Source organism: Pseudomonas sp. KBN12P06040 (genome assembly GCF_037574965.1).
GTDB lineage: Bacteria > Pseudomonadota > Gammaproteobacteria > Pseudomonadales > Pseudomonadaceae > Pseudomonas > Pseudomonas aeruginosa.
This window is the reverse complement of the sequence record NZ_JBBELS010000001.1, coordinates 6304374-6329684: the sequence shown is the minus strand read 5'-3', so window position 1 is coordinate 6329684 and position 25311 is coordinate 6304374. Positions and strand designations below refer to the sequence as shown.

Annotated in this window: 23 protein-coding genes; 6 read left to right on the top strand and 17 right to left on the bottom strand. The window is 67.4% G+C overall.

Annotated elements, in window-relative coordinates:
• Positions 1-69: 69 nt before the first annotated feature.
• The 7 genes from fdhA to glyA form a co-directional block, all read right to left on the bottom strand.
• Positions 70-1269 (bottom strand): formaldehyde dehydrogenase, glutathione-independent, encoded by a 1200-nt coding sequence (gene fdhA / locus VQ067_RS29765; RefSeq protein ID WP_003096788.1) that lies wholly within the window; start codon positions 1267-1269, stop codon positions 70-72.
• A 206-nt stretch (positions 1270-1475) separates the two neighbouring features.
• Positions 1476-2333, bottom strand: a complete 858-nt coding sequence (locus VQ067_RS29760) for a formyltetrahydrofolate deformylase (RefSeq protein ID WP_003096786.1) — start codon at positions 2331-2333, stop codon at positions 1476-1478.
• 49 nt (positions 2334-2382) lie between these two features.
• Positions 2383-3018, bottom strand: coding sequence for a sarcosine oxidase subunit gamma (gene soxG / locus VQ067_RS29755; RefSeq protein ID WP_003096784.1), 636 nt, complete (start codon positions 3016-3018; stop codon positions 2383-2385).
• A 93-nt stretch (positions 3019-3111) separates the two neighbouring features.
• Entirely contained in the window at positions 3112-6129 is a 3018-nt protein-coding gene (locus VQ067_RS29750; protein ID WP_023098250.1) for a sarcosine oxidase subunit alpha, read from the bottom strand.
• Positions 6126-6446, bottom strand: coding sequence for a sarcosine oxidase subunit delta (locus tag VQ067_RS29745; protein ID WP_003096781.1), 321 nt, complete (start codon positions 6444-6446; stop codon positions 6126-6128). Before VQ067_RS29745 ends, VQ067_RS29750 begins: the two co-directional genes overlap by 4 nt.
• Positions 6447-6645: 199 nt before the next feature.
• Complete coding sequence (locus VQ067_RS29740) at positions 6646-7896, bottom strand: sarcosine oxidase subunit beta (RefSeq protein ID WP_003096779.1); 1251 nt, start codon at positions 7894-7896, stop codon at positions 6646-6648.
• An 85-nt stretch (positions 7897-7981) separates the two neighbouring features.
• Entirely contained in the window at positions 7982-9235 is a 1254-nt protein-coding gene (glyA, locus tag VQ067_RS29735; RefSeq protein WP_034019678.1) for a serine hydroxymethyltransferase, read from the bottom strand.
• A 215-nt stretch (positions 9236-9450) separates the two neighbouring features.
• On the opposite strand from glyA, the gene VQ067_RS29730 reads away from it, so the two are divergent.
• The 3 genes from VQ067_RS29730 (at position 9451) to VQ067_RS29720 (ending at position 15060) form a co-directional block, all read left to right on the top strand.
• Entirely contained in the window at positions 9451-10092 is a 642-nt protein-coding gene (locus VQ067_RS29730) for a hypothetical protein (RefSeq protein WP_033991648.1), read from the top strand.
• 83 nt (positions 10093-10175) lie between these two features.
• Positions 10176-11216, top strand: coding sequence for a threonine aldolase family protein (locus tag VQ067_RS29725; protein WP_003096773.1), 1041 nt, complete (start codon positions 10176-10178; stop codon positions 11214-11216).
• A gap of 1414 nt (positions 11217-12630) precedes the next feature.
• Positions 12631-15060 (top strand): hypothetical protein, encoded by a 2430-nt coding sequence (locus VQ067_RS29720; RefSeq protein WP_033991646.1) that lies wholly within the window; start codon positions 12631-12633, stop codon positions 15058-15060.
• On the opposite strand, the gene gbcB is transcribed toward VQ067_RS29720, so the two are convergent.
• The gene (gbcB, locus tag VQ067_RS29715) at positions 15054-16154 is read right to left on the bottom strand and encodes a glycine-betaine demethylase subunit GbcB (RefSeq protein WP_003096769.1); all 1101 of its coding nucleotides are present in this window, start codon (positions 16152-16154) and stop codon (positions 15054-15056) included. The genes VQ067_RS29720 and gbcB overlap by 7 nt on opposite strands.
• A gap of 424 nt (positions 16155-16578) precedes the next feature.
• Between gbcB and gbcA the strand changes: the two genes are divergently transcribed.
• The 3 genes from gbcA to VQ067_RS29700 all read left to right on the top strand — a co-directional run bounded on the left by gbcA (position 16579) and on the right by VQ067_RS29700 (position 18894).
• Positions 16579-17868 carry a glycine-betaine demethylase subunit GbcA gene (gbcA, locus tag VQ067_RS29710; protein ID WP_015503868.1) on the top strand — a complete coding sequence of 430 codons (1290 nt, stop codon included), beginning with the start codon at positions 16579-16581 and terminating at the stop codon, positions 17866-17868.
• A gap of 284 nt (positions 17869-18152) precedes the next feature.
• Complete coding sequence (locus VQ067_RS29705) at positions 18153-18713, top strand: HdeD family acid-resistance protein (RefSeq protein WP_003096765.1); 561 nt, start codon at positions 18153-18155, stop codon at positions 18711-18713.
• Positions 18714-18717: 4 nt separating this feature from the next.
• Positions 18718-18894, top strand: coding sequence for a hypothetical protein (locus VQ067_RS29700; RefSeq protein ID WP_003096763.1), 177 nt, complete (start codon positions 18718-18720; stop codon positions 18892-18894).
• On the opposite strand, the gene VQ067_RS29695 is transcribed toward VQ067_RS29700, so the two are convergent.
• From VQ067_RS29695 to dgcB, 9 genes are all read right to left on the bottom strand, one after another.
• Positions 18891-19181: a cell division protein ZapA gene (locus VQ067_RS29695; RefSeq protein ID WP_009316004.1), complete on the bottom strand. Its 291-nt coding sequence runs from the start codon at positions 19179-19181 to the stop codon at positions 18891-18893. The genes VQ067_RS29700 and VQ067_RS29695 overlap by 4 nt on opposite strands.
• Positions 19178-19411, bottom strand: a complete 234-nt coding sequence (locus tag VQ067_RS29690; protein WP_003105710.1) for a hypothetical protein — start codon at positions 19409-19411, stop codon at positions 19178-19180. The genes VQ067_RS29695 and VQ067_RS29690 overlap by 4 nt, the downstream gene beginning before the upstream one ends.
• A gap of 95 nt (positions 19412-19506) precedes the next feature.
• Positions 19507-19740 (bottom strand): hypothetical protein, encoded by a 234-nt coding sequence (locus VQ067_RS29685; RefSeq protein WP_003096756.1) that lies wholly within the window; start codon positions 19738-19740, stop codon positions 19507-19509.
• A 23-nt stretch (positions 19741-19763) separates the two neighbouring features.
• Entirely contained in the window at positions 19764-20168 is a 405-nt protein-coding gene (locus VQ067_RS29680; protein ID WP_003117179.1) for a hypothetical protein, read from the bottom strand.
• Positions 20169-20199: 31 nt separating this feature from the next.
• Positions 20200-20406, bottom strand: coding sequence for a helix-turn-helix domain-containing protein (locus VQ067_RS29675; RefSeq protein WP_003096753.1), 207 nt, complete (start codon positions 20404-20406; stop codon positions 20200-20202).
• Positions 20407-20413: 7 nt separating this feature from the next.
• The gene (locus tag VQ067_RS29670; RefSeq protein WP_009316002.1) at positions 20414-20983 is read right to left on the bottom strand and encodes a hypothetical protein; all 570 of its coding nucleotides are present in this window, start codon (positions 20981-20983) and stop codon (positions 20414-20416) included.
• Positions 20984-21107: 124 nt separating this feature from the next.
• Complete coding sequence (gene etfB, locus VQ067_RS29665; protein WP_003105716.1) at positions 21108-21881, bottom strand: electron transfer flavoprotein subunit beta; 774 nt, start codon at positions 21879-21881, stop codon at positions 21108-21110.
• Between the two features lie 35 nt (positions 21882-21916).
• Positions 21917-23149: an electron transfer flavoprotein subunit alpha gene (etfA, locus tag VQ067_RS29660; RefSeq protein WP_033991642.1), complete on the bottom strand. Its 1233-nt coding sequence runs from the start codon at positions 23147-23149 to the stop codon at positions 21917-21919.
• Between the two features lie 118 nt (positions 23150-23267).
• Complete coding sequence (gene dgcB, locus VQ067_RS29655; protein WP_003114447.1) at positions 23268-25229, bottom strand: dimethylglycine demethylation protein DgcB; 1962 nt, start codon at positions 25227-25229, stop codon at positions 23268-23270.
• Between the last annotated feature and the right edge of the window lie 82 nt (positions 25230-25311).

The following is a 25311-nucleotide window of genomic DNA, read 5'->3' as shown; positions in this document are numbered from 1 at the left end:
GCCGGCAGTTCCCCCGGATAGCGCCAACGAAGACGCGGCCCGTAGGCCGCGTCGGTTGTTGCCGGTGGTTCAGGCCGCGCGGAACAGGTTGTGCGGGTCGATGACGAACTTCTTCGGCACCCCGGCGTCGAACTCGCCGTAGCCTTTCGGCGCATCGTCGAGGGTGATGACTTCCACCCCGACGATGTCGGCGATCTTGATCCGGTCCCACATGATCGCCTGCATCAGCTGGCGGTTGTACTTCATCACCGGGGTCTGGCCGGTATGGAAGCTGTGCGACTTGGCCCAGCCCAGGCCGAAGCGGATGCTCAGGGCGCCGTGCTTGGCGGCCGCGTCCACCGCGCCCGGGTCTTCGGTGACGTACAGGCCGGGGATGCCGATCTTGCCGGCGACCCGGGTGATGCCCATCAGCGAGTTGAGCACGGTGGCCGGGGCTTCCTGCTGCGAGCCCGAATGGCCGTGGCCGCGCGCCTCGAAACCGACCGCGTCGACCGCGCAGTCGACCTCCGGCTCGCCCAACAGAGCGGCGATCTGTTCGTGCAGCGGGGTGTCCTTGGACAGGTCGGCGATCTCGAAGCCCTGTTTCTTGGCATGGGCCAGGCGGGTCGGGTTGACGTCGCCGACGATCACCACCGCCGCGCCGAGCAGGCGTGCCGAGGCCGCCGCGGCCAGGCCGACCGGACCGGCGCCGGCGATGTAGACCGTGCTGCCCGGGCCGACGCCAGCGGTGACCGCGCCGTGGTAGCCGGTGGGGAGGATGTCCGAAAGGCAGGTCAGGTCGCGGATCTTCTCCATCGCCGCTTCGCGGTTGGGCAGTTTCAGCAGGTTGAAGTCGGCGTAGGGCACCAGCACGTATTCGGCCTGGCCGCCGACCCAGCCACCCATGTCGACGTAGCCGTAGGCGCCGCCGGCCCGCGCCGGATTGACCGTCAGGCAGACGCCGGTGTGCTGTTCCTTGCAGGTACGGCAATGGCCGCAGGCGACGTTGAACGGTACCGAGACCAGGTCGCCGATCTTCATGGTTTCCACGCCACGCCCGATCTCCACCACCTCGCCGGTGATCTCGTGGCCCAGCACCAGGCCTTCCGGCGCGGTGGTGCGGCCGCGCACCATGTGCTGGTCGGAGCCGCAGATGTTGGTGGAGACCACCCGCAGGATCACCCCGTGGTCGATCTGCCGGCCCTGCGGGTCCTGCATCTTCGGATAGGGAATGTTCTGCACCTCGACCTTGCCCGGGCCGAGATAGACCACACCACGATTGCCAGACATACGCGTTTCCTCTTTGTCGTTGTGGGTACAAATGCGCGGCGTCCACGGCCGCGCGGCTTTGCACTGGAAAGTCGTCTGTTGCGCGACAGGGCCGGAGAATGCTGGCAGCCGGCGGGCTGTCGGTGTTGCTCGGGACGCAAGGCCGTGGGAAGCGCCCCTCTCCCTGGCGCTCTTCCTTCAGCGAGGGTTGGGGAGAGAGGGCGCGCTTACAGCACCACGGTCCGATTGGCGTTGAGGAATACCCTCCGCTCGATGTGGTAGCCCACCGCCCGCGCCAGGGTCAGGCACTCGATGTCGCGGCCCTTGGCGATCAGGTCCTCGGGGTAGTGGGCGTGGTCGACCGTCTCGACGCCCTGGGCGATGATCGGCCCTTCGTCGAGGTCGTTGTTGATGTAGTGGGCGGTGGCGCCGACCAGCTTCACGCCCTTCTGGTAGGCCTGGTGGTACGGCTTGGCGCCCTTGAAGCCGGGCAGCAGGGAGTGATGGATGTTGATCGCCCAGCCGTCCAGGCGTCGGCACAGTTCCGGCGACAGCACCTGCATGTAGCGAGCGAGGATCACCAGCTCGGCGCCACTCTCTTCGAGCACCTGCCAGACCCTGGCTTCCTGGGCCGGCTTGTCGTTCGGGTCGAGCGGGAAGTGGTGGTAGGGAATGCCGTGCCAGCGCGCCAGCGGCTCCAGGTCCGGGTGATTGGAAATTACCGCCACCACGTCCATCGGCAACTGGCCGATGCGCTGGCGGTAGAGCAGGTCGTTCAGGCAGTGGTCGGCCTTGGAAACCATGATCGCCACCTGGCTGCGGTAGCCCGGCGCGGTCAGCTCGGTACGCATGCCGAACGGTGCCACCCGTTCGGCCAGTCCGGCGCGGAAGGAGGCTTCGTCGAAGCCGTCGCCGGCGCGGAACTCCACGCGGATGAAGAAGCGTTGCGCCAGGCGGTCGTCGAACGAATGGTGCTCGGTGACGTAGCAGCGCTGCTCGAAGAGGTAGCGCGTCACCACGTCGACGGTGCCCAGTAGGCTGGGACTGTCGGCGGTGAGGATCCAGGTGTCGGGGGTACGGCTCATCGCGAGGCTCCGGGTCCGGTATCCCCTCCCGGGGAGCGGGTAAAGCTGCTCATGCCGCTACCTGCAGGCCGTATTCGGCGCTGGCGTCCTGCAACCAGAGCCAGAAGTAGTCGGCGAAGCTGCGGCGCACGACCAGCTCCCAGGTGTCCTCGCCGGTATGGCGGATCACGCATTGCGACTTGGCGAAGATGCTGCCGACCGCCTTGCCCACCGGGAAGTTGCTCGGATGCACGTCGTAGCTGGTGGATTTCATCAGCAGTTCGCGGACGTTCGCTCCGCTCAGTTCGAGCAGCGTCTGCCCGCCGCTGACGTTGACCACCGCGTAGTGCAGCTCCTCGCCCAGGGCCTGGCGCAGGCGCTGTTCGACGGCATATTCCTCGCCGCCGGGGACGATCAGCAACCATTCGTCCGGGGCCAGCCATTGCAGCGAGGTCTCGCCGCTGGCGACCAGGGTCAGGGCCACCGGCAGTTCCAGGCCGAGGGCCTGGTGCACGGCGGCGGCGAAGGCCGGGTCGGCGGCATCGCCGCGCAGCACCAGGTGGCCGAGCAGCTTCTTCTCGCGCAGGACGATACCGGCCTTCGCGGCGGTCTTGCCGGCGAGCTTGTGCAGCTCGGCATGGTGCAGCGGCGATTCGGCGTGGACGCCGGGTTCGGGGCGTTGCTGGTAGACGTTTGCCTTGCTCATTCGTTTTCACCTTGGGGCGCCGCGCGCCCTGGTAGCCTGTCTGCCTTCTCCCTTCGGGGAGAGGGCCGGGGAGAGGGGCGAGCCCCTCTCCGGTCAATCCACGTTCTGCCGTTCCCCTTTCGGGTCGTAGAACACCGAGGAACAGATCTCCGCCTCGATGAAGCGGCCGTCCGCCAGCGGCGCGTAGACCTTCTGGCCCATGCGCTTGAGGCCGCCTTTCACCACCGCCAGGGCGAAGCCGTGGCCGAGGCTGGCGCTCATGTAGCTGGAGGTGACGTGGCCGACCATCTTCATCGGGATCGCCTGCTGGGTGTCGAACACCAGTTGCGCGCCTTCGGGCAGTACCTCCTGCGGGTTGCTCGGCCTGAGTCCGACCAGTTGCTTGCGATCCTCGCGCAGGCAGTCGGCGCGGTTCATGCCGCGCCAGCCGATCCAGGAGAACGGCTTGCTGCGGCCCACCGCCCAGCCCATGTTGAGATCGTCCGGGGTGACCGAGGCATCGGTGTCCTGGCCGACGATGATGAAGCCCTTCTCGGCGCGCAGGACGTGCATGGTCTCGGTGCCGTAGGGTGTCAGGCCGTACTTCGCGCCGTGCTCGGCGAGCGCTTCGAGCACGCCCATGGCGTAGTCGGCCTGGACGTTCACCTCGTAGCTCAGCTCGCCGGTGAAGGAGATGCGGAACACCCGCGCCGGCACCCCGGCGACCTTGCCTTCCTTCCAGGTCATGAAGGGGAAGGCGTCCTTGTCCAGGTCGATGTCGGTGACTTCGGCGAGCAGCTTGCGGCTGTTCGGGCCGGACAGGGTGAGGGTCGCGTAGTGGTCGGTGACCGAGGTGAAGTACACCTTCAGCTCCGGCCATTCGGTCTGGTGGTACAGCTCCAGCCACTCCAGTACGCGGGCGGCGCCGCCGGTGGTGGTGGTCATGACGAAGTGGTTGTCGGCCAGGCAGGCGGTCACGCCGTCGTCGAAGACCATCCCGTCTTCCTTGCACATCAGGCCGTAGCGCGCCTTGCCGACGTCGAGCTTGGTCCAGGCGTTGGTGTAGACCCGGTTGAGGAACTCCCGCGCATCCGGGCCCTGGATGTCGATCTTGCCCAGGGTCGAGGCGTCGAGCAGGCCGACCGCCTCGCGCACCGCGCGGCATTCGCGGGCCACGGCGGCGTGCATGTCCTCGCCGCGGCGCGGGAAGTACCACGGCCGCTTCCACTGGCCGACGTCCTCGAACTCGGCGCCGTTCTTCACGTGCCAGGCGTGCAGGGCGGTGAAACGCACCGGTTCGAACAGGTGCCCGCAGTGGCGGCCGGCGACGGCGCCGAAGGTCACCGGGGTGTAGTTCGGACGGAACATGGTGGTGCCGGTGTCGGCGATGCTCTTGCCCTGGGCCCGCGCGGCGATCGCCAGGCCGTTGATGTTGCCCAGCTTGCCCTGGTCGGTGCCGAAGCCCAGCGCGGTGTAGCGCTTGACGTGCTCGATGGACTCGAAGCCCTCGCGGCAGGCCAGTTCGATGGCGGCGGCGGTGACGTCGTTCTGCGGATCGACGAACTGCTTCGGCGCGCGCGCCGTGGGCTTTTCGTGGGGCACCTGGAACAGCGCGACGGGTGCTTCCTCGCGGCGCGGCTGGACCTTCGGCAGGCTGCCGGCGGCGGTCTTGTAGCCGGCGTCGAGGGCGGCGCGGCTCCCGGCCTGGTAGCCGTCGGCGAGCACCTCGGCGAGCCCGAACACGCCGTTCACGGCGCCGGCGCAGATGCGTTTCTGCAGGCCGTCGCCGGGGACGAAGGCGAGGATTTCCTCGCGCCATTCCGGCTTGCCGCCCAGGTGCGAGGCCAGGTGCACGACCGGGCTGTAGCCGCCGGAGCTGGCGATCAGGTCGCAGTCCAGCCATTCGCCGCCGCTGGCGCGCATGGCCTGCAGGTCGATCCGGGCGACCTTGGCGCCGCTGACCCGCTTGCCGCCGCGAGCCTCGATCACCGAACTGCCGGTGATCACCCGCATACCGCGTTGGCGTGCTTCCTCGACCCACTCGCCGCGCGGATTGGCCCTGGCGTCGGCGATGGCCACCACTTGCAGGCCGGCTTCCTGCCAGTCGAGGGCGACGCGGTAGGCGTAGTCGTTGTTGGTGGCCAGCACCAGTTTCTTGCCCGGTGCCACGCCGTAGCGCCGTACATAGGTGGAAACCGCGCCGGCGAGCATGTTGCCGGGCAGGTCGTTGTTGCCGTAGACCAGCGGCCGCTCATGGGCGCCGGCGGCCAGTACCACGCGCTTGGCGCGCACGCGGTGCACGCGCTGGCGGACCTGGCCGAGCGGGGCGACCTCGCCGAGGTGGTCGGTGCGCCGCTCGTGGATGGTGAGGAAGTTGTGGTCGTGGTAGCCGTTGACCGTGGAGCGCGGTAGCAGGATGACTTCCGGCAGGCCTTGCAGCTCGGCCACGGCGTCCGCGACCCACTCGGCGGCGGGCTTGCCGTCGAGGGTCTCGCGGGTGTCCAGCAGGCTGCCGCCGAACTCTTCCTGCTCGTCGGCGAGAATCACCCGCGCGCCGCTGCGAGCGGCGGCGAGGGCGGCGGCCAGGCCGGCCGGGCCGGCGCCGACCACCAGCACGTCGCAGTGGTGGTTCATCCAGTCGTAGCTGTCCGGATCGACCTCGGTCGGCGCGCGGCCCAGGCCGGCGGCCTTGCGGATGTACTTCTCGTAGGTCATCCACATCGACTGCGGGTACATGAAGGTCTTGTAGTAGAAACCGGGCGGCATCAGCTTGCCGCCGACCTTGCCGAAGATTCCCATCAGGTCGTTCTGCACGTTCGGCCAGCCGTTGGTGCTGGTGGCCACCAGGCCGCCGTAGAGCGCCTGCTGGGTGGCGCGCACGTTGGGGATCTGGGTGGCTTCGCGGGAGCCGATCTGCAGGATCGCGTTGGGCTCCTCGGCGCCGGCGGCGACGATGCCGCGCGCCCGCGAGTACTTGAAGCTGCGGCCGACGATGTCGACGCCGTTGGCCAGCAGCGCGGCGGCCAGGGTGTCGCCGGCATAGCCCTGGTAGTGCTGGCCGTTGAAGCTGAAGGTCAGCGGGCGGTTGCGGTCGATGCGGCCGCCGCTGGACAGGCGATTGATCTGGCTCATGCCGGTTCCCCTTGTACGGCGGGTTTCTTCTCACCGTCGGCGACGACGCTGGGCTGCTCGCCGATCAGGTAGGTCTCGAGGATCTCGTAGGTCACCGTATGGCGGGTGACGTTGAAGTACTTGCGGCAGCCGGCGGCGTGCACCCACAGCTCGTGATGGAGGCCGCGCGGGTTGTCGCGGAAGAACATGTAGTCGCCCCATTCCTCGTCGCTGCAGGCGTTCGGGTCGAGCGGGCGCGGGATGTGGGCCTGACCCTTGGCGTGGAATTCCTCTTCGGAACGCAGTTCGCCGCAGTGGGGACAGAAGATATTCAGCATTTTGTAGCCTCCGGAAACTGTTCTTGCCGGTTGACCGGCACCCTCTTCCTTCAGGGAGAGGGCTGGGGAGAGGGTCGCTCCCCGGTTGTTTCGTTACGGTCGAGAGTGGGCGCGCGCCTTCAACACCCTCTCCCGCCCTTCGGGCACCCTCTCCCTGAAGGGCGAGGGGCAGCGGATTTCGCCCTTCGGGCGGCTTTTGTCAGTGCGCCACTGCCGCCGCGCCGTGCTCGTCGATCAGCGCACCGCTGTGGAAGCGTTCGATGGAGAAGGGCGCGGCCAGCGGATGCGGTTCGCCCTTGGCCAGGGTGGCGGCGAAGACGTTTCCGGAGCCGGGAGTGGCCTTGAAGCCGCCGGTGCCCCAGCCGCAGTTGAAGAACAGGTTCTGCACCGGAGTCTTGCCGATGATCGGGCAGGCGTCCGGGGTGGTGTCGACGATGCCGCCCCACTGGCGGTTCATGCGTACCCGCGAGAGCACCGGGAACATCTCGACGATGGCTTGCAGGGTGTGCTCGATCACCGGGTAAGAGCCGCGCTGGCCGTAGCCGTTGTAGCCGTCGATGCCGGCGCCGATGACCAGGTCGCCCTTGTCCGACTGGCTGATGTAGCCATGCACGGCGTTGGACATGATCACGCTGTCGATGATCGGCTTCAGCGGCTCGGAGACCAGCGCCTGCAACGGGTGCGACTCCAGCGGCAGGCGGAAGCCGGCGAGCCTGGCCATGTGCCCGGAGTTGCCGGCGGTGACCACCCCGACACGACGCGCGCCGATGAAGCCGCGGTTGGTCTCGACGCCGATCACCGCGCCGTCCTGCTTGCGGAAGCCGGTGACTTCGGTCTGCTGGATCAGGTCCACGCCGAGGGCATCGGCGGCGCGGGCGAAGCCCCAGGCCACCGCATCATGGCGGGCGACGCCGCCGCGACGCTGGATGGTCGCGCCCATGATCGGGTAGCGGGTGTTCTTGCTGCAGTCCAGGTAGGGAATCTCCTCCGCCACCTGCTGCGCGTTCAACAGTTCGCCGTCGACGCCGTTGAGGCGGTTGGCGCTGACCCGGCGCTCGCCGTCGCGCATGTCCTGGAGGGTGTGGCAGAGGTTGTAGACCCCGCGCTGGGAGAACATCACGTTGTAGTTGAGGTCCTGGGACAGGCCCTCCCACAGCTTCATCGCGTGTTCGTAGAGCAGCGCGGACTCGTCCCACAGGTAGTTGGAGCGCACGATGGTGGTGTTGCGCGCGGTGTTGCCGCCGCCCAGCCAACCTTTCTCGACCACCGCCACGTTGCTGATGCCGTGTTCCTTGGCCAGGTAGTAGGCGGTGGCCAGGCCGTGCCCGCCGCCGCCGACGATGACCACGTCGTAGACCGGCTTCGGCGTGGGCGTGCGCCACATGCGTTGCCAGTTCTCGTGATGGCTCAGTGAATGCTTTAACAGGCCGAAGCCGGAGTAGCGTTGCATGTGGATGCTCCTGAACTGTTGCTCCCTCTCCCGCGGAGAGGGTTGGGCCGGGGCGCGTCGGGCTCCCCGACCGTCTTCGGGGGGCTCAGCGATAGACCGGGAAGTCCGCGCAGAGACCGGCGACTTGGGTGGCGACCTTGGCTTCCACGTCGGCATCGCCGAGGTGGTCGAGGATGTCGCAGATCCAGCCGGCCAGTTCGCGGCTCTGCGCTTCCTGCAGCCCGCGGGTGGTGATGGCCGGGGTGCCGATGCGGATGCCGGAGGTGACGAACGGGCTCTGCGGATCGTTCGGCACGGCGTTCTTGTTCACCGTGATGCCGACCCGGCCGAGGGCGGCGTCGGCTTCCTTGCCGGTCAGGCCCTGGCGCACCAGGCTGATCAGCATCAGGTGGTTGTCGGTGCCGCCGGAAACCACGTCGTAGCCGCGCCCGATGAACACCTCGGCCATCGCCTTGGCGTTGCGGATCACCTGCGCCTGGTAGTCCTTGAAGCCCGGCTCCAGCGCTTCCTTGAAGCACACCGCCTTGGCCGCGATCACGTGCATCAGCGGGCCGCCCTGGGCGCCGGGGAATACCGCGGAGTTGAGCTTCTTCTCGATCTCCTCGTTGGCGCGCGCCAGGATCAGGCCGCCGCGCGGGCCGCGCAGGGTCTTGTGGGTGGTGGTGGTGACCACGTCGGCGAAGGGGATCGGGTTCGGGTAGAGGCCGGCGGCGACCAGCCCGGCGACGTGGGCCATGTCGACGAACAGCAGCGCGCCGACCTTGTCGGCGATGGCGCGGAAGCGCGGGAAGTCGAGGGTCTTGGAGTAGGCGGAGAAGCCGGCGACGATCATCTTCGGCTTATGCTCCACGGCCAGGCGCTCGACTTCGTCGTAGTCGATCAGCCCGGTAGCGGTGTCCAGGCCGTACTGCACGGCGTTGTACAGCTTGCCGGAGGAGGACACCTTGGCGCCGTGGGTGAGATGGCCGCCGTGGGCCAGGCTCATGCCGAGGATGGTGTCGCCGGCGTTGAGCAGCGCCAGGTACACCGCGGCGTTGGCCGAGGAACCGGAATGCGGCTGGACGTTGGCGTAGTCGGCGCCGAACAGCTGCCTGGCGCGGTCGATGGCCAACTGCTCGACCTTGTCGACGTGTTCGCAGCCGCCGTAGTAGCGCTTGCCCGGATAGCCCTCGGCATATTTGTTGGTCAGGCCGCTGCCCTGCGCCTGCATGACCCGCTTGCTGGTGTAGTTCTCCGAGGCAATCAGTTCGAGATGGTCTTCCTGGCGGACCTCTTCGGCGTCCATCGCGGCGAGCAGTTCGTCGTCGTAGCCGCGGATCTGGTCATGCTTGCTGAACATCGCTGGGTCTCCCTGCGGCGCCGGAACCGCGCCGGAATGGCTGCAACGGGACACGCGGTCCCTTTGCCAGCGATGGTATGACCGGCCCTGCCGGCCCAGATGCCTATGCACGCCACGGGGAGGTGCGTTTGCGACATGGCGGTGGGATTCGGCAACCGATGCGGAACGCCCCGGGCTGGCGCTAAACTGCGTGCTCTTCGTCTTGCGAGAACACCATGAAACGCCCGCTGATCTTCCTTTCCGCCGTGCTGCTCGGCGCATCCCTGCAAGGGTGCGGGGGCGGCGATGAAAAGCAGGCCGCCGCGCCTGCGCTGCCGGCCGATTCCTGCACCGGCCATGAACTCGAAGTAGCCTTGCCGCCGGCCGGCAAGCCACTGTTCGGCTACGACTTCCTCTCCCGCCAGTGCGGCTACAACGATGCCACCGTGGTCTTCGGCGCCGCCGACGGCAGCAAGCGCCTGGAGATCGTCCTCACCGACACCGGCCTGCCGGCGCCGCCGACCGAGGGCGACGCGGTGGCCTATCGGGCGGCGCAGGACAAGCTGCGCGAGATGACCCAGACCAACCTGACCCTGCTTCACAAGACCCGCGAGACCGCCCTGAAGAACGGCACCGCCGAGCGCTTCGGCGGCGAGGACTACCTGCCGCTGATCGATACCACGCGAATGGGCGACCCGTTGGGGGTGATGGTCCCGGCCAAGGGCGAGGAGGGCGTCGCGACCCTCAGCGGAGTGATCAAGAACCGCTACGTACTGACCCTCAGCACCCGCGACATGCCCAATGGCGGCAGCGCCACGGCGATGCGCCAGGTGCTGGTGCCGTTCGTCGAGCAGATGAAGCTGACCAAGCTACCCTGACAGACTGTGCCGGCACCTACCCGTACCGGCGCGACCGCACGGAGCCCCACGAGGGCTCGGCAACCGTTCCATCCGAGGCCCACATGACCGATAACACCCAACAGTTCGCCAGCGACAACTATTCCGGTATCTGCCCCGAAGCCTGGGCGGCGATGGCCGAAGCCAACCGCGGCCACGAGCGCGCCTATGGCGACGACCAGTGGACCGCGCGCGCTTCGGACTACTTCCGCCAGTTGTTCGAGACCGATTGCGAAGTGTTCTTCGCCTTCAACGGCACCGCCGCCAACTCCCTGGCCTTGGCCGCGCTGTGCCAGAGCTACCACAGCGTGATCTGCTCGGAGACCGCCCACGTCGAGACCGACGAGTGCGGCGCGCCGGAGTTCTTCTCCAACGGCTCCAAGCTGCTGCTGGCGCAGACCGAGGTCGGCAAGCTGACCCCGGCGTCGATCCGCGACATCGCTCTCAAGCGCCAGGATATCCACTATCCGAAGCCGCGCGTGGTGACTCTCACCCAGGCCACCGAGGTCGGCACGGTGTACCGCCCGGACGAGTTGAAGGCGATCAGCGCCACCTGCAAGGAACTCGGCCTGCACCTGCACATGGACGGCGCGCGCTTCTCCAACGCCTGCGCCTTCCTCGGCTGCTCGCCGGCGGAGCTGAGCTGGAAGGCCGGGGTCGACGTGCTCTGCTTCGGCGGCACCAAGAACGGCATGGCGGTGGGCGAGGCGATCCTGTTCTTCAACCGCGACCTGGCGGAGGACTTCGACTACCGCTGCAAGCAGGCCGGCCAACTGGCCTCGAAGATGCGCTTCCTCGCCGCGCCCTGGGTCGGCGTACTGCAGGACGATGCCTGGCTGCGCTACGCCGATCACGCCAACCGCTGCGCGCGCCTGCTGGCCGAGCTGGTGGCCGACGTTCCCGGCGTCAGCCTGATGTTCCCGGTAGAAGCCAACGGCGTGTTCCTACAGCTTTCCGAGCCGGCGATCGAAGCCTTGCGCGCGCGCGGCTGGCGCTTCTACACCTTCATCGGTGAAGGTGGCGCGCGTTTCATGTGTTCCTGGGATACCGATATCGAGCGGGTCCGCGAACTGGCGCGGGACATCCGCCTGGTGATGGGCGCCTGAGTCCACTCTCGGCCGCCTCCATGAACCGGGGCGGCCGCTCTTTCCTCATCTCCTGTGGATAACTCTGTGGGCTAACTGTTCGGGAGCTATGCAAAAGTGCCCCCGGCAACACCCTCCCTATCTCCGCCGGGGGTGTTGAAAGCCTTTATCCACGCGGTTCCACTCCCATGCCAGGAGAACCTGGCCAATCCACAAACACTGTGGAGTCGAATGTGAATAACGTGTTCGCAGTCGCTTCCGCGCGGCGCCCTGCCGGGCTCTTCGGAGGTTGGTCGGTTTTTGAGCGAAAACAGCCGTTTGTGAAAGGACGATGAAGGTTCAGGTGAAAAGCGCTGACGAAACGGTGACGGGCATTGTCCCTGCGGGACCCAGACAGGTCTGTGGATAGAAAAGCAAGGAGCGAAGTGGGGGCAAATGCCGCAAACCCCCTGCGCGGACGTAACGGCTTGAGGAAAAAGACAAAATTCTCCCGCTCCGATGGCGCTGGAACAGCGGTTGCGGCCGCCGCCGGGAATTTCCCCCAATTCCTGTTGAGGTCAGTGTGCAGAGCCTGTTTATAGAATGCTGGGAGCCAGAGGGCCCGCGCCTTCCAGGCTATTGGTCAAGAATTGAGCGGATTTTCTGTCAACAGGCTGCCGGCTTGCTTTAGGGGACATGTGCACAACGCAGGGTTGCTCACAAAAGGCCTGGAAAGCCTTGTGGACAACCTGTATGGATAGTTCTGTAAGCCTTATAAGGTAAGGCCTGCATGGAGTTGGTCAATAAATGGTCAGGCCGGGCGGGAAGGGATGAAGAGCCAGAATAGGCCAGGTTTTTTCTTCATCCTGTGAATATTTTTCTGGTTTTCCCCAAGGGGAGTGTAAAGCCCTGTGGAAAAATTGTTCGCTCACGCTTGGGGCGGCCGGACGGCGGGGTCTCTGGCGGATTGATCGTTAAATGAGCAGGAGACTGCGCCTAGCGCGAGCGGAGGAGAAGCGCGATTCACCCGGAGGGTAGCCGGATGTGCTGGCGGAGCCCATGCGCCAGGGCGAGTGGACATCGTCGGTATAGCGATCGTTGACCCGCGGGGTATCAGGGGGTCTCATGGACCACACGGTCTGTGGATAAGTCTGTGATCAACCTACCCTCGAAAGGCCTCTCCAGAGATCGGCAAGGGCTTTGTTCCTGGAGCCTGAAACCAACTTGAATTTGCCGTTTTTACCTTTAACTTCAAATGCTTACATTCGATCGTCGAGAACGCCAAGGTGGCGAGAAGACACCTGTATGGAATTCCAGTCCGAATGTGGACAACCTTGGCGCCCTGGTGTTTTCAAGTATGAGAAGGACAGAGCTGCGCGATGGCTCTGGTGGTTGGCCGGAGCCTTGATTACCCTTGGCTTTTGCCAGGAAAGTGGGATGGATCATGGATGATCGGATGTCAGACAAGCCGCTCGGCCGCTTGTTGCTCGAAGGCCTCGGCGAGATCGCCTGGATCGCCGTGCTGGTGGCCCTTGGCGTCCTCCTGCCGTTGCCGCTGGTAGCGCTGGGTTGGGCGCTGCTGCTGGGCGCCGAGTGGGCCACGGATCGTTGGCGCGGCAAGGTGCCGTATCGCCTGCAACAGGCGCTGTTCTTCTGGGTTCTGGGTGGCGGCATCGCCCTGGGCCAGGCACTGCCGGGCTTCTGGCTGGGACTGGGCGGTGGCTTGCTGGCGGTGATCGGCGGCGTGCTGCTGCAGATCCGTTTCGAGCGTGGCCTGCGCCTGGAGCGCCAGGCTCCGCAGGCGCTGGACGTACCGCTGCCGGCGGGAGGTAGCGCCTGGGGCGGCGAAGCGCCCGAGCGAACCCCCGAGGGCGAGCCGATCCGCCTGTTCGACGGCGGCGAGATCGCCATGGGCGGCCCGCTGGTATGCCACTACCTGATGCCCGACGGTTGCTTCATCCCCGACTGCAATCCTTCGGCACGCTTTTCCAGCGATGGCCGCCACTTCGTTTCGCCGATACCGAGCCGAGGCGCGTGGGGCCTGGCGATCTTCGACCGGCAGGAGCGGTTGCTTTACCGCTGTGCCGTGGACAACTTCTGGGAGCTGGACAGCGTCACCGAGCGCGAGGTGATCGGGCGGCACAGCCCGCTGACGTCCAACGCACCGCAGCGCCTCGAGCTGCAGGCGCTCAAGGCCGGCAGCGAGGCCGAGGCCTTCGTTGCCATCGGTGACCTCTGGCTGCCCGAAAGCGAATGGCAGCGCTGGAGCGGGGATCTGCGCGCGCAACCGCTACCGTCCCCGCTTGGCGGGCCCGCGCTGGAAATCCGCCCCTGGCTGCCGGCCAGCCTGCTGGCCCTGGACGATCCTTTCGCGCCGCTGCGCGCCAACCGCGGCGAGCTGTGGATAAACGGCGAGGCCAGCGGCCTCTACCTGTCGCGGGAAGCGCCGCCATTGGCTTGGAACGATGACGGCCGGGCGCTGGCGCTGCAGGCAGCAGGCGAGCCCCTGGGGCAGGATACCTACTGGTTTTGGCGAGAGGGTGGCGGCCTGCGTGCGCTGGGCGCGCCGTGGTCGGCGTTGCCCGCCGAGCCCCATGCCGGCGGGCCCGAACTGCTCGGGCTGGAGGATGGCTGGCTGCGTTTCGGCCTGGACCTGGCGCAACCCTGCCTGACCTACGAACGCTACGGCACGCTGGGTTCGTACAGCCATTCCAGCCTCTACCTTCTGCACGCTCGCGATGCGGACGACCGGCCGCGCTGGCGCGAGGCCGACATGCCGCGCCTGGACCTGTTGCTGCCCCTGGATGGCGCGGCCGGCAGGCCGGGATGCCTGTTGCAGAGCGCACCGCTGGCCGATGGCAGCCGGGCCGTCTGGGAGTGGTTGCGCGACGATCAGGAGGCGGAGCGCGGCGCCTATGCCTTGCGCCTGGGCGACTGGCGCCTGGATGGCGAGTGGACGCTCGACCACCGCGTGTCCGATTGCGGTCGCTACCTGGCCCTGGTGGCCTTCGCCGAGGCGCCGACCCTGCCGCAGCGCCTGGCCATACTCGATAGCCGGGAGCGGCGTCTGGAGTGGCTCGCCGAGCCGCTGGCCGATCTACACCTGCAAGGTTTCATCGATGGCCAGGTGCATCTGCTCCACCTGCTCGGCCGCAACGCCTACCAGCCGCCGGGCGGGCCGGGCGAAGGCGACCCCGGCCTGTTGCGCCGCTTCGACGAAGGCTTGCCCGAGTCCGGCGCCTGGCACGCATTCGGCCGCTTCCACGACGACTGGCGGCATTACTACGAGCAGGCGCGGGTGGCGTTCGATGGCACGGCCTGGCGGCTGTGCCCCGCGTCGCGCTGGCTGGGCGCACCGCCGCGGCCCTGGAGCGACGGCAACTTCGTCTTGCCGTCGGTGGGCGCGAAGGACGCCGCCTGGGGCTTCGGTTTCCACTACGAGGGCATGCACCGCGACGAGGACGTGCGCGCCGGGTTCAGCCGCGATGGCTACCTGCTGACCGCGTCGGGCATCGGCTTGGGCAACCTGGCGGCGCCAATGATCTGGTCGGCGGACGGTCGCTACCTGGCGCTGACCCGGCACGTCCAGCGCTACGAGGAAAGCGAGCTGGAGCGGGACCAGTGGCGCCTGCTGCTGCTCGACGTGCAAGAGCGGACGTTGCGTCGCTACCGCGACGACCTCGGCGAGTACCCGTGCTTCGACAGCTTCGACGACGACCTGTGCTTCCGCTGCGCGGGGACGGGGCGCTACGTGCTGGCCCTGGACTCGCTGCTGAAGGCTCCCGCCGAGTCGCTGCAGGCCTGCGTCGGACGCTGGCTGCCGGCCGAGGAGCTGCCGCGGCGGCGCTACTGGGAGCGCCTGGCGTTTCCCTCGCGTCCTCAGTAGTCGATGACCACGTCGCCCTTGGGCACGCTGCAGCAGGAGAGGATGTAGCCTTCGGCGACATCCTCGTCGGTGATCCCGCCGTTGTGCTCCATCTCCACCTCGCCGGCGGTCTTCATTACCTTGCAGGTGCCGCAGATGCCCATCCCGCAGGCCTTCGGAATGTGCAGGCCGAGCTTGGCGGCGGCGGCGTGCACGGTTTCCCCGGGGCTGACGCGGATGCTCTTGCCGGTGGCGGTGAATTCCACCTGGTGCTGGTCGGCGACCGGTACCTCCGGCGCCTCGGCGGCTTCCGCGGCCAGTTCCCTGACGTCGGCGCGGACCTCCGGCGGAGTCGGCCCGAAGGCTTCCTCGTGGTAGCGGCTCATGTCGTAGCCGTGGCCCTGCAGCAGGTGCTTCACCGCGCTCATGTAGGGCGTCGGCCCGCAGCAGAAGATTTCCCGTTCGAGGAAGTCCGGGGCGATCAGTTCCAGCATGCGCAGGTTCAGGTAGCCGCGGTAGCCGGCCCAGGCTTCGCCGAGGCCGTGGCGCTCGCAGATGATGTGCAGGCTGAAGTTGTCGATCCGCGAGGCCATGTGCTCCAGCTCGCGGTGGTAGATGATGTCCTTCGGCGAACGGGCGCTGTGGACGAAGACCATGTCGACGTTGGCGTTGGTATCGAAGAACCAGCGCGCCATGGACATCACCGGGGTGATGCCGACCCCGCCGGAGAGGAACAGCACCTTGTCGGCCGGGAAGTCGATGGCGTTGAACAGGCCGACCGGACCGTGCACCGGTAGCTCCTGGCCTTCCTTGAGGTTGTCGTGCAGCCAGTTGGAAACCCGCCCGCCCGGCACCCGCTTGATGGTGATGGAGAAACTGTAGGGCACCGAGGGCGAGCTGGAGATGGTGTAGGAGCGCATCACCGGCTCGCCGTCGATCTCCAGCTCCAGGGTGACGAACTGGCCCGGCTTGAAGAAGAACAGGATCGGCTGGTCGGCCATGAAGCAGAAGGTGCGCACGTCCCAGGTTTCCTGGATGACCTTGACGCAGCGCACGAGGTGCCGGCCGTTGGCCCAGGTCTGGGTGGTGACCGGATTGAGGAAGTTGCTCGACATGATGATCTCTCCGTGCGCACGGGGCCGAACGATGGCCTGATGGGGCGGATTGTGCGCATCGCCGTGGCCGCTCATTTACCTGCCAGCGACATTTACATGCTTATCGCGACCTGCCTGCTGGGGCGCGGTCCGGAGCGTCGGAAACGGATGCGGTCATGTCGCCCATGGATAAGGTCGGCGGCGGGCGCGGGCCCACACTCCAGACCAGCCGAGACGAGGGTTTGCATGAACCCCGGGAGGGTAGAGCCCGGACGTGTAGAGCGACTGACCTTCATTCCCGCCACGGCGGGGCCCGTCCATCGGCAGGGCGGGATTCCGGACGCCGCGCCGGGATGAGGAAGGCTGTGAACGCCACCTTGCGTAGCAACCGTATCAGCCACTTTTTCCGCCGCCACCCGCGCGGGGGCGGCATGAGGAGTTACCGATGGACGTCACTTCCACCCTGAGTCTCGGCGATCCCCTGGAACCGGCCCGCAAGGCCACCGCCGACATGCTGCGCAGCCGCGACCACAGCTTCTCGCTGCCGCAGCCCTTCTACTGCGACCAGCGCCTGTTCGAGATCGACATGCAGGAGATCTTCCACAAGGAATGGCTGATCGCCGGCATGACCTGCGAGATTCCCGCCAAGGGTAATTTCCTCACCCTGCAGATCGGCAGGAACCCGGTCCTGGTGATCCGTGGCGCCGAAGGCCAGGTGCATGCCTTCCACAATGTCTGCCGGCACCGCGGCTCGCGCCTGTGCGTGAGCGAGAAGGGCAAGGTGGCCAAGCTGGTCTGCCCCTACCACCAGTGGACCTACGAACTGGATGGCCGCCTGCTGTTCGCCGGCACCGAGATGGGCGCCGACTTCGACATGAAGGAGTACGGCCTGAAGCCGATCCAGGTGAAGACCGCCGGCGGCTACATCTTCATCAGCCTGGCGGAGAACCCGCCGGCCATCGACGACTTCCTGGCGACGCTCGAGCACTACATGGAGCCGTACGACATGGAGAACGCCAAGGTGGCGGTGCAGACCACCATCCGCGAAGCCGCCAACTGGAAGCTGGTGATCGAGAACAACCGCGAGTGCTACCACTGCAACGGCTCCCACCCGGAACTGCTGAAGACCCTGCTGGAGTGGGACGACGTCACCGACCCGCGCGCCAGCCAGGCGTTCAAGGACCAGGTGGCGGCCTGCACCAGCGCCTGGGACGCCGAGAAGATCCCGTACGCCCACGCCAGCTTCGGCCTGCGCAATCGCATCGTGCGCATGCCGCTGCTGGACGGCACCGTGTCGATGACCATGGACGGCAAGCAGGGCAGCAAGAAGCTCATGGGCCGGATCAAGAACCCCGACCTCGGCTCGATGCGCATCCTGCACCTGCCGCACTCCTGGAACCACTGCATGGGCGACCACCTGATCGTCTTCACCGTGTGGCCGATCAGCGCCCAGGAAACCCTGGTCACCACCAAATGGCTGGTGCACAAGGACGCGGTGGAAGGCGTCGACTACGACGTGGCGCGCCTGCGCGAGGTATGGGACGCGACCAACGACCAGGATCGCCGGCTGGCCGAGGAGAACCAGCGCGGGATCAACTCCGACGCCTACCAGCCTGGTCCATACTCGAAGACCTACGAGTTCGGCGTGATCAATTTCCTCGACTGGTACAGCGAGCGCATGCTGAACAACCTCGGCGAGGAGTCCGCCCACGTGCGCAAGGTGGCCGGCAGCTAAGCCGGACGAGGCGCCCCCTGGCGGGGCGCCGCTGCGGAGGAAAGGTCATGGACAACCTGCTGTTCTACGTCAGTTCCGCTTTCGTCAGCCTGCTGCTGGCCTGGAACCTGTTCGCCTGCTGGCGCCGCCAGCGGCCGCCGGAGAAGTCCCGGCCCTGAGCCCGCGCGCTCGCCACGCCTCGCCTCGCCTCCCGCTTCCGCCCCCTGACAGCCTCCCGGCAAAAGGACTAAGGTGGGAGGACTCAACCTGAACGGGCCGCTCAAGGGCGGCCTCTGGAGGCAAGCGTGGAAAACAATCCCCTGTGGGCCGAACTGGGCAAGCACTGGAAACTGGTGGCCCTGCGCGGCGTGGCGGCGCTGGTGTTCGGCGTCCTGACCCTGCTCTCGCCGGCCCTGGCGCTGACCGTGCTGGTGCTGTTCTGGGGCGCCTACGCGCTGGTGGACGGAGCGTTCGCCCTGATCGCCGCGTTCAACATGCGCAGCGATGGGCAGTTCAACTGGCCGCTGGCGCTGGTCGGGGTGATCGGCGTGGCGGCCGGCCTGGTTGCGTTCTTCTGGCCGCAACTGACCGCCATCGGCCTGCTCCTGATCATCGCCGGCTGGGCGCTGGCGATGGGCATCTTCCAGATCGTCGCGGCGATCCGCCTGCGCAAGTCGATCCAGAACGAATGGTGGATGATCCTCTCTGGCGCCATCTCGGTGCTGTTCGGCGTGCTGATGATCGCCAACCCCGGCGCCGGGGCGCTGGCGGTGGTCTGGGTGATCGGCGCCTACGCGGTGTTCTTCGGCGTGCTGCTGGTCATGCTCGCGCTGCGCCTGCGCAAGACTTCGACCCTGAAGGCCTGAGGCGGTGGCGGCGAAGCCGGCGGAGGAAACGCGCTGGTGCCTGTGGCGCCAGGACGACAACGGCAATGCCTTCGTCATGCGCCGCGACCTGACGCGCGACGAGGCCTGCGCGCTGGTCAAGGACTACCAGGCGCGCGGGCATCGGCAGCTGTATTGGGCGAGTCCGCAGGCGCGCGACTAGCTCGATGTCCCGGCGATCCGCTCGACCAGCGCCTCCAGGCGCTGCTCCACCGCCCGCAGGCGCGGCGACTCGCCGTCGTTCGCGCCGAGCTGGCGGGCGCAGAGGTTGAGCGCGGAGAGCACCACCAGCTCGTTGCTGGTGACGTAGGGAAACTTGCGCTTGTTGGCGTCCACTTCCGCCTGCAGCAACGCGGCGGCGTCCGCGAGGGCCCGTTCCTCGCCGGCCGGCACGCGGATCGAATAGTCCCGGCCGAGGATCGACAGGACCTGGACGCCGTCGCGGCTCATGCGCTAACCGGTTGCTGCGCGCTGAGGCGCTCGACCAGGGCTTCCAGGCGGGCCTGGGTGCCGCTCTGCTTTTCTTCCTGCTCGAGCATGGAGAGTTGCAGGGTTTCGTTTTCCTCGGTGGCCTGGCGCAGCTGCTGCTGAAGCTGGTCGTGGCTGTCGCGCAGGGCCTGGTTCTGTTGCAGTAGCTCGGCTACCAGGGTTTCCAGGCGTTCCAGGGTGTTCTCCAGCATGATCTCGTCCCAGTCGTTCAAAGGGCGCGCAGGATAAAGAAAAGCGCCTGCCGAAGCCAGGTCCGTGGTCGGTTGCCAGGCTTCGGCACCCGGCTTCACCAGTGAAAGCTGCCGCCCAGCGAGTAGTGCCCGGGGTCGGCGACGAAGGGATCGCGATCGGTGGCCGGCGGGCAGTTGCGCCGCTTCAGGCAGTCATCGGCGCGCTCGGCGTAGCTGCGTTCGTCGCCGCTGACGCGGAAGTCCGGAAGGCTGCCGGAGAAGGAGGGGTAGCCCTGGGCGCAGCCGACCAGGAACAGGCACGGCAGGAAAGGGAAGAGGCGTCGGCTCATGGGGATACTCCGGTGGGTGGGGATCATTGGGGTTGCTCGACGATGCGGCGGATGGTGCCGCCGCAGATGTCGGTGAAGCAGCGGTCGTAGTCGGAACCGCAGTTGAAGTTGCCGGAGCCGCCGAAGCCGTTGTAGCCGAACGAGGAGGAATAGCCTGGTGCCAGGCATTCCTTGCGCGCCTGCTTTTTGCTCTTGCCCTGGCTGCAATAGTGGTAGCTGCGCCGTTCCGCTTCGCGCAGGCGGTTTTCGTTCTGCCATTCCAGGCGCGCGAGGCTTTCGCACTGGCTCTGTTGCGTGCGGCACTGGGCGACGCAGGTGCGTCCCGCCTCGCTCGGCGGCATCACGTACTGGTAGCGGACGGAGGGGCCGCAGCCCGAGATCAGGGCGAGCGCGAGCGCAACGCCCGAGAGGTTCAGGTGTCTGTTCATGGTTTCTGGTTGGGAAAGGGGGGAGCGGGGATCAGTCGTCCGCGACGTATTCCAGGATGTCGCCCGGCTGGCAGTCCAGGAAGGCGCAGATCTTCTCCAGGGTGTCGAGGCGGATGCCCTTGACCTTGCCGTTCTTTAGCAGGGACAGGTTCTGTTCGGTGATACCGATGGCTTCCGCCAGCTCCTTGGAGCGGACCTTGTTCTTCGCCAGGATGACGTCTAGTCGGATGATGATCATGGGGTCGTCATATGAAGGCTCTTACTTCTTCGTCCAGTTTCCTGGCTTCGCTCATCATCAGGCCGAACGAGCAGAGAAAGATCGCCTTGAGGAACTCGTAGGCCGCTTCGGAAGTGAGTCCTATCGAAACGCTCAGGACACGCTCGCCGTCGGGCAGGTCGAGAGATAGTACAAGACCTTGCAGCGTATTGATAAATGGCTGGAGCAAGAGTGCCAGGAAGGACAGCAGGCCGATGTGCACCAGGGTCCTGGCGTTGCGCTGCGACCAGCGTTCGCCCTTGGCCAGGCGGCGGAAGAACAGGCCGGTGAGCGCCAGGCCGAACGCGGAAAGCAGGGTCGGCAGGTAGTCCAGCAGCATCAGCAGCGCCCGGCTGCTCCAGGACAGGACGAAGCCGTCGCTGGCCAGGCGCGGCATTTCATCGCTCCAGGCCTGCAGGTAGCCCTGCTCGCTGAGGCCGGAGAACCAGAGGTGGGTGTTCGCTCCGAGTTCGATGCAGGCCATGCCCCAGGCCAGGATGGCGCAGAGCATGCCGAGCAGATAGAGCTTGTGGTTGCTGAGATACGTGGACAGCGCCATGCCGGGTTCCCCTGTGTGTTTCGCGTCTGGATGGCGAAACTAGGGAATAAATTATCGTAATACAATAATTTATCGTCACCACGTCATAACTTGTGATCTGGCGCACAGTGCGTTCTGACCCGCTTCAGCGGATCACGCCTTCCTCGCGCAGGAGCTTGAAGATGGCTTCGGCGCCGGCTTCCGCCGAAAGATCCTTGAGTACCTGCCCGGTACCGCCGGAGGCCTTGGCGGTGGCGGCTTTCATCCGCTCGGCGCCGGTCTTCGCCTTGATTACCTTGAGCCGCTTCGGTCGCGGCCGGGCCGGTTGCAGGCTGTCTTCGGCGAGCAGTGGGTCGTCGACCACCTCCACCTCATGGGCCTCGATCTCGCCACGCCTAGCCGGGCCGAAGGCGCTCTGCCGGGCCACCGGCGCGGCATTGTCGACGCTGGCGACGAACGGCAGGCGTACCCGCAGCCGGCGTCGCTGGCCGCGAGGCAGAGCCTGGAGGACCTGGGCGCTGCCGTCTTCGACCTTCTCGACCTCGGCCAGGCCGACCACCAGTGGCCAGCCCAGGCGCTCGGCGAGGAGGAAGGGCAGCATCCCGGAGCCTTCCCCGGTTTCCGCCTGGCTGCCGGTGAGCACCAGTTGCGCGCGGGAGTCGCGCAGGTGCTCGGCCAGTGCGGGCAGGGCGTCGGCGCCGGCCGGCTGTTCCAGCACGGACAAGCGTTCCAGGCCCATGCCGAGATAGCCGCGCAGCGCCTCGGCGTGCGGGTCGCCGGCGTGCAGCACCTGTAGGCGTGGGCCGCTCAGGCGCAGGCCGAGTTCCACCGCGCGGGCGTCCTGTTCGGCACGGCGCGGGCGTCCGGAGGCGGGATGGGCGCCGATGGAGACCAGCGCGACGATGTTCAGCTCAGTCATGGTTCGATACCGATGAAAGGTACGTTGAAGCGGGTTCAGGCCGCATCGCGGGCGGCGCCGTTGCGGTGTGCCTCGGCCAGGCGGATCAGCGCGCGGAGGATTTCCGTCGAGTCGCCGATCACCGAGAGATCGGCGCGCTTGATCATGTCGCAGCCGGCGTCGCGGTTCACCGCCACCACCTTGTCGCAGGCGCCGATGCCCTGCAGGTGCTGGATCGCCCCGGAGATGCCCACCGCCAGGTAGACCCGCGCGGTGACCCAGGTACCGGTGGCGCCGACCTGACGGTTGCGCGGCATGTGCCCGTCGTCCACCGCCACCCGCGAGGCGCCCTCGGTGGCGCCGAGGGCGGCGGCGGCCTGGTGGAACAGCGCCCAGTCCTGCACGCCGTTGCCGCCGGAGAGAATGAACTCGGCCTCGGCCATGGGGATCCGCGCCGGGTCCACGGCCACCGGGCCGAGGTCCTCGATGCGTGGCAGGTTGCGCGCCACCTGCGCGGCCATGTGCAGTTCGCGAGCCTCATGGCGGGTTTCGCTGACCGGCTCGGCGCATTCCGCCGCGGCCAGCAGCAGGCGCGGCAGGGCGCGCTGGATGTCCTCGCGGCCGGCGCCGGCGCGGCCGATGCAGCGGCCGTCCTCGACCTGCCAGACGCGTCCGGCCGGCCGTTCGCCGAGCGCAGCGGCCAGGCGCCGGCCCAGTTCGCCGCCGCCGTTGCGACTGTCCGGGAACAGCCAGTGGCGCGGGGCGAGCTGGTTCTCCAGGTTGCGCAGGGCGAGTATTCGCTGCTCGGGCGCGTAGCCGTCGTACTCGCCGCCGGCGAGGTGCAGCAGGCGGTCGATGCCGGCGCTGTCGAAGGCGCTTTCCTTGTGTTCGCCGAACACCACGGCGAGCACCGCGCCGTCGTTGCCGGCGAGCTTGCGGGCCAGTCCGAGGAGGTCCTTGTCGTGGCTGGAGAGACGGCCGCCGACCATGTCCGGGACCACCGCGACGAGGAATGCCGGTTGCTCGACCACATGCAGCGGCAACTGCGCTTCCTGCACTGCGCTGGCGCGGGGCGCGCCGCTGCCCTGCTGGCCGCCGGAGCGATCGATGCGGCGGATGCCGTTGGGGCCGACGAAGCCGACGGCGTGCGGGTTCTTGCGGACCACGCCGTGGGGGCCCATCCAGCGCACCTCGCCGCCTTGGGCGGAGTGCATGGCCGCATGCAGCGGATGCAGGCGGTTGCGGGCGATCCATTCGGCGCGTGGATCGCGACGGACGATGTCGTTCATGCGGAATGCTTCCTGTGGCTGCGGCTACCCGATCCTGCGGCCCCCTCCCTGGAGGGAGAGGCCGCTATCCGTGCTGCCCCGGTCAGCAGCGGGTTCGATGTGAAGCTCGACACTCTCATCAATGCACCTCCGCCACGGCTTCACGCCGCAACGGCTTTTTTGCCGGCGCTTCCGCCTGTTCTATCAGCGCTTCCGCTACCAGCTCGGCGATGTCCTTGATCTCCGGCCGCGGCGCCACTACGCCTTCGAGCATCGCGGTGCACTGCGGGCAGCCGACGGCCACCAGCTCGGCGCCGGTCTCGCGGATGTCGGCCATGCGCATGTCGGGAATCCGTTGCTTGCCGGGGATGTCGGTGATCGGCGCGCCGCCACCGCCGCCGCAACAGCGCGAGCGGAAGCCGGAGCGTTGCATTTCCTTGACCTCGATGCCGAGTGCGCGCAGCACGTTGCGCGGCGCCTCGTACTCGCCGTTGTAGCGGCCCAGGTAGCAGGGGTCGTGGTAGGTGACGCTGCCGGCCTTGCTGCGGCCCGGTTGCAGCGTGCCGGCGCGCAGCAGTTCGTCGATGAAGGTGCTGTGGTGTAGTACCTGGTAGTCGCCGCCGAGGGCGCCGTATTCGTTCTTCAGCACATGGAAGCTGTGCGGGTCGCAGCTGACGATGCGGGTGAAGCGGTATTTCGCCAGGGTCGCGATATTGCGCCTGGCCAGGTTCTGGAAGGTCGCCTCGTCGCCCAGCCGGCGCGCCACGTCGCCGCTGTCGCGCTCCTCCAGGCCGAGCACGGCGAAGTCCACCGCGGCTGCCTTGAGGATCTTCACGAAGGCGCGCAGGGTGCGCTGGTTGCGCATGTCGAAGGCGCCATCGCCGACCCAGAACAGCACGTCGGCGCTCTTCTTCTCGCTCATCAGCGGCAGGTTCAGGTCGGCCGCCCAGTTCAACCGGCCGCCGGGGGCGAAGCCGCCGGGGTTGTCGGTGGCGATCAGGTTGTCCAGCACCTCGGCGCCCTTGTTCGGCGTGGCGCCTTTCTCCAGGGTCAGGTGGCGGCGCATGTCGACGATGGCGTCGACGTGCTCGATCATCATCGGGCACTCCTCGACGCAGGCCCGGCAGGTGGTGCAGGACCACAGGGTGTCGGCGTCGACCAGGGCCTTGCCATCCAGCGCGACGATCGGCTGGTGCGGGCCGCCGCCGTGCTCGCCCAGCGGTTTGCCTGGATAGGGGCTGCCGGCGAACTTCGCGTCGTTGCCTCCGGCCAGGCCGATGACCATGTCCTGGATCAGCTTCTTCGGGTTCAGCGGCTGGCCGGCGGCGAACGCCGGGCACATCGCCTCGCACTTGCCGCACTGCACGCAGGCGTCGAACCCGAGCAACTGGTTCCAGGTGAAGTCGCTGGGTTTTTCCACGCCCAGCGGCGCCTGCGGATCGGCCAGGTCGAGCGCCTTGAGGCCGGTGGAGCGGCCGCCGCCGAAGCGTTCGGCGCGGCGGTGCCAGGCCAGGTGCAGGGCACCGGCGAAGGCATGCTTCATCGGCCCGCCCCAGGTCATGCCGAGGAACAGCTCGGACACGCCCCAGGCCACGCCAATGGCGAGGAGGCCGGCGAGGAACCAGCCGCCGAAGCCTTCCGGCAGGATGCCGGCCACCGGCAGGGTGGCGAGGAAGAAGCTCGCGGCGAACGCCAGCAGGCTCTTCGGCAGGCGCATCCAGGGGCCCTTCGACAGCCGCGACGGTGGGTCGAGGCGGCGGCGGGCGACGAACAGCGCGCCGACGAACATCAGCGCCGTGGCCGCCAGCAGGGCGAAGCCGAGGATCCGGCCGTGCAGCCCGAAACCGTGTACCAGGATCGCCAGCAGCGCCGCCAGGACGAAGCCGCCGGCGGTGGCGACGTGGGTCCTGGACATGTACCTGTCGCGCTCTACCACATGGTGCAGGTCCACCAGGTAGCGACGCGGCATCTGCAAGAGGCCGCCGATCCAGTCGACCTTGGCGGGTCGGCCGCGGCGCCACATGAGGAAGCGCTTCGCGGCGCCGAGCACGGCAAGTGCCAGGGCGGCGAAGAGCAGGACGGGAAGGAGGGTGTCGAGCATTTCTGGTCTCCCTGCGGGACGTCAGGCGGCGCTGGATCGGCCCCCTCTCCCGCTTGCGGGAGAGGGGGGGCCGGCCGTGCCG

Bases quoted from the DNA above. Each gene is read 5' to 3' on its own strand.
- fdhA (WP_003096788.1), bottom strand. From the start codon at position 1,269: ATGTCTGGCAATCGTGGTGTGGTCTATCTCGGCCCGGGCAAGGTCGAG.
- VQ067_RS29760 (WP_003096786.1), bottom strand. From the start codon at position 2,333: ATGAGCCGTACCCCCGACACCTGGATCCTCACCGCCGACAGTCCCAGC.
- soxG (WP_003096784.1), bottom strand. From the start codon at position 3,018: ATGAGCAAGGCAAACGTCTACCAGCAACGCCCCGAACCCGGCGTCCAC.
- VQ067_RS29750 (WP_023098250.1), bottom strand. From the start codon at position 6,129: ATGAGCCAGATCAATCGCCTGTCCAGCGGCGGCCGCATCGACCGCAAC.
- VQ067_RS29745 (WP_003096781.1), bottom strand. From the start codon at position 6,446: ATGCTGAATATCTTCTGTCCCCACTGCGGCGAACTGCGTTCCGAAGAG.
- VQ067_RS29740 (WP_003096779.1), bottom strand. From the start codon at position 7,896: ATGCAACGCTACTCCGGCTTCGGCCTGTTAAAGCATTCACTGAGCCAT.
- glyA (WP_034019678.1), bottom strand. From the start codon at position 9,235: ATGTTCAGCAAGCATGACCAGATCCGCGGCTACGACGACGAACTGCTC.
- VQ067_RS29730 (WP_033991648.1), top strand. From the start codon at position 9,451: ATGAAACGCCCGCTGATCTTCCTTTCCGCCGTGCTGCTCGGCGCATCC.
- VQ067_RS29725 (WP_003096773.1), top strand. From the start codon at position 10,176: ATGACCGATAACACCCAACAGTTCGCCAGCGACAACTATTCCGGTATC.
- VQ067_RS29720 (WP_033991646.1), top strand. From the start codon at position 12,631: ATGTCAGACAAGCCGCTCGGCCGCTTGTTGCTCGAAGGCCTCGGCGAG.
- gbcB (WP_003096769.1), bottom strand. From the start codon at position 16,154: ATGTCGAGCAACTTCCTCAATCCGGTCACCACCCAGACCTGGGCCAAC.
- gbcA (WP_015503868.1), top strand. From the start codon at position 16,579: ATGGACGTCACTTCCACCCTGAGTCTCGGCGATCCCCTGGAACCGGCC.
- VQ067_RS29695 (WP_009316004.1), bottom strand. From the start codon at position 19,181: ATGAGCCGCGACGGCGTCCAGGTCCTGTCGATCCTCGGCCGGGACTAT.
- VQ067_RS29690 (WP_003105710.1), bottom strand. From the start codon at position 19,411: ATGCTGGAGAACACCCTGGAACGCCTGGAAACCCTGGTAGCCGAGCTA.
- VQ067_RS29685 (WP_003096756.1), bottom strand. From the start codon at position 19,740: ATGAGCCGACGCCTCTTCCCTTTCCTGCCGTGCCTGTTCCTGGTCGGC.
- VQ067_RS29680 (WP_003117179.1), bottom strand. From the start codon at position 20,168: ATGAACAGACACCTGAACCTCTCGGGCGTTGCGCTCGCGCTCGCCCTG.
- VQ067_RS29675 (WP_003096753.1), bottom strand. From the start codon at position 20,406: ATGATCATCATCCGACTAGACGTCATCCTGGCGAAGAACAAGGTCCGC.
- VQ067_RS29670 (WP_009316002.1), bottom strand. From the start codon at position 20,983: ATGGCGCTGTCCACGTATCTCAGCAACCACAAGCTCTATCTGCTCGGC.
- etfB (WP_003105716.1), bottom strand. From the start codon at position 21,881: ATGACTGAGCTGAACATCGTCGCGCTGGTCTCCATCGGCGCCCATCCC.
- etfA (WP_033991642.1), bottom strand. From the start codon at position 23,149: ATGAACGACATCGTCCGTCGCGATCCACGCGCCGAATGGATCGCCCGC.
- dgcB (WP_003114447.1), bottom strand. From the start codon at position 25,229: ATGCTCGACACCCTCCTTCCCGTCCTGCTCTTCGCCGCCCTGGCACTT.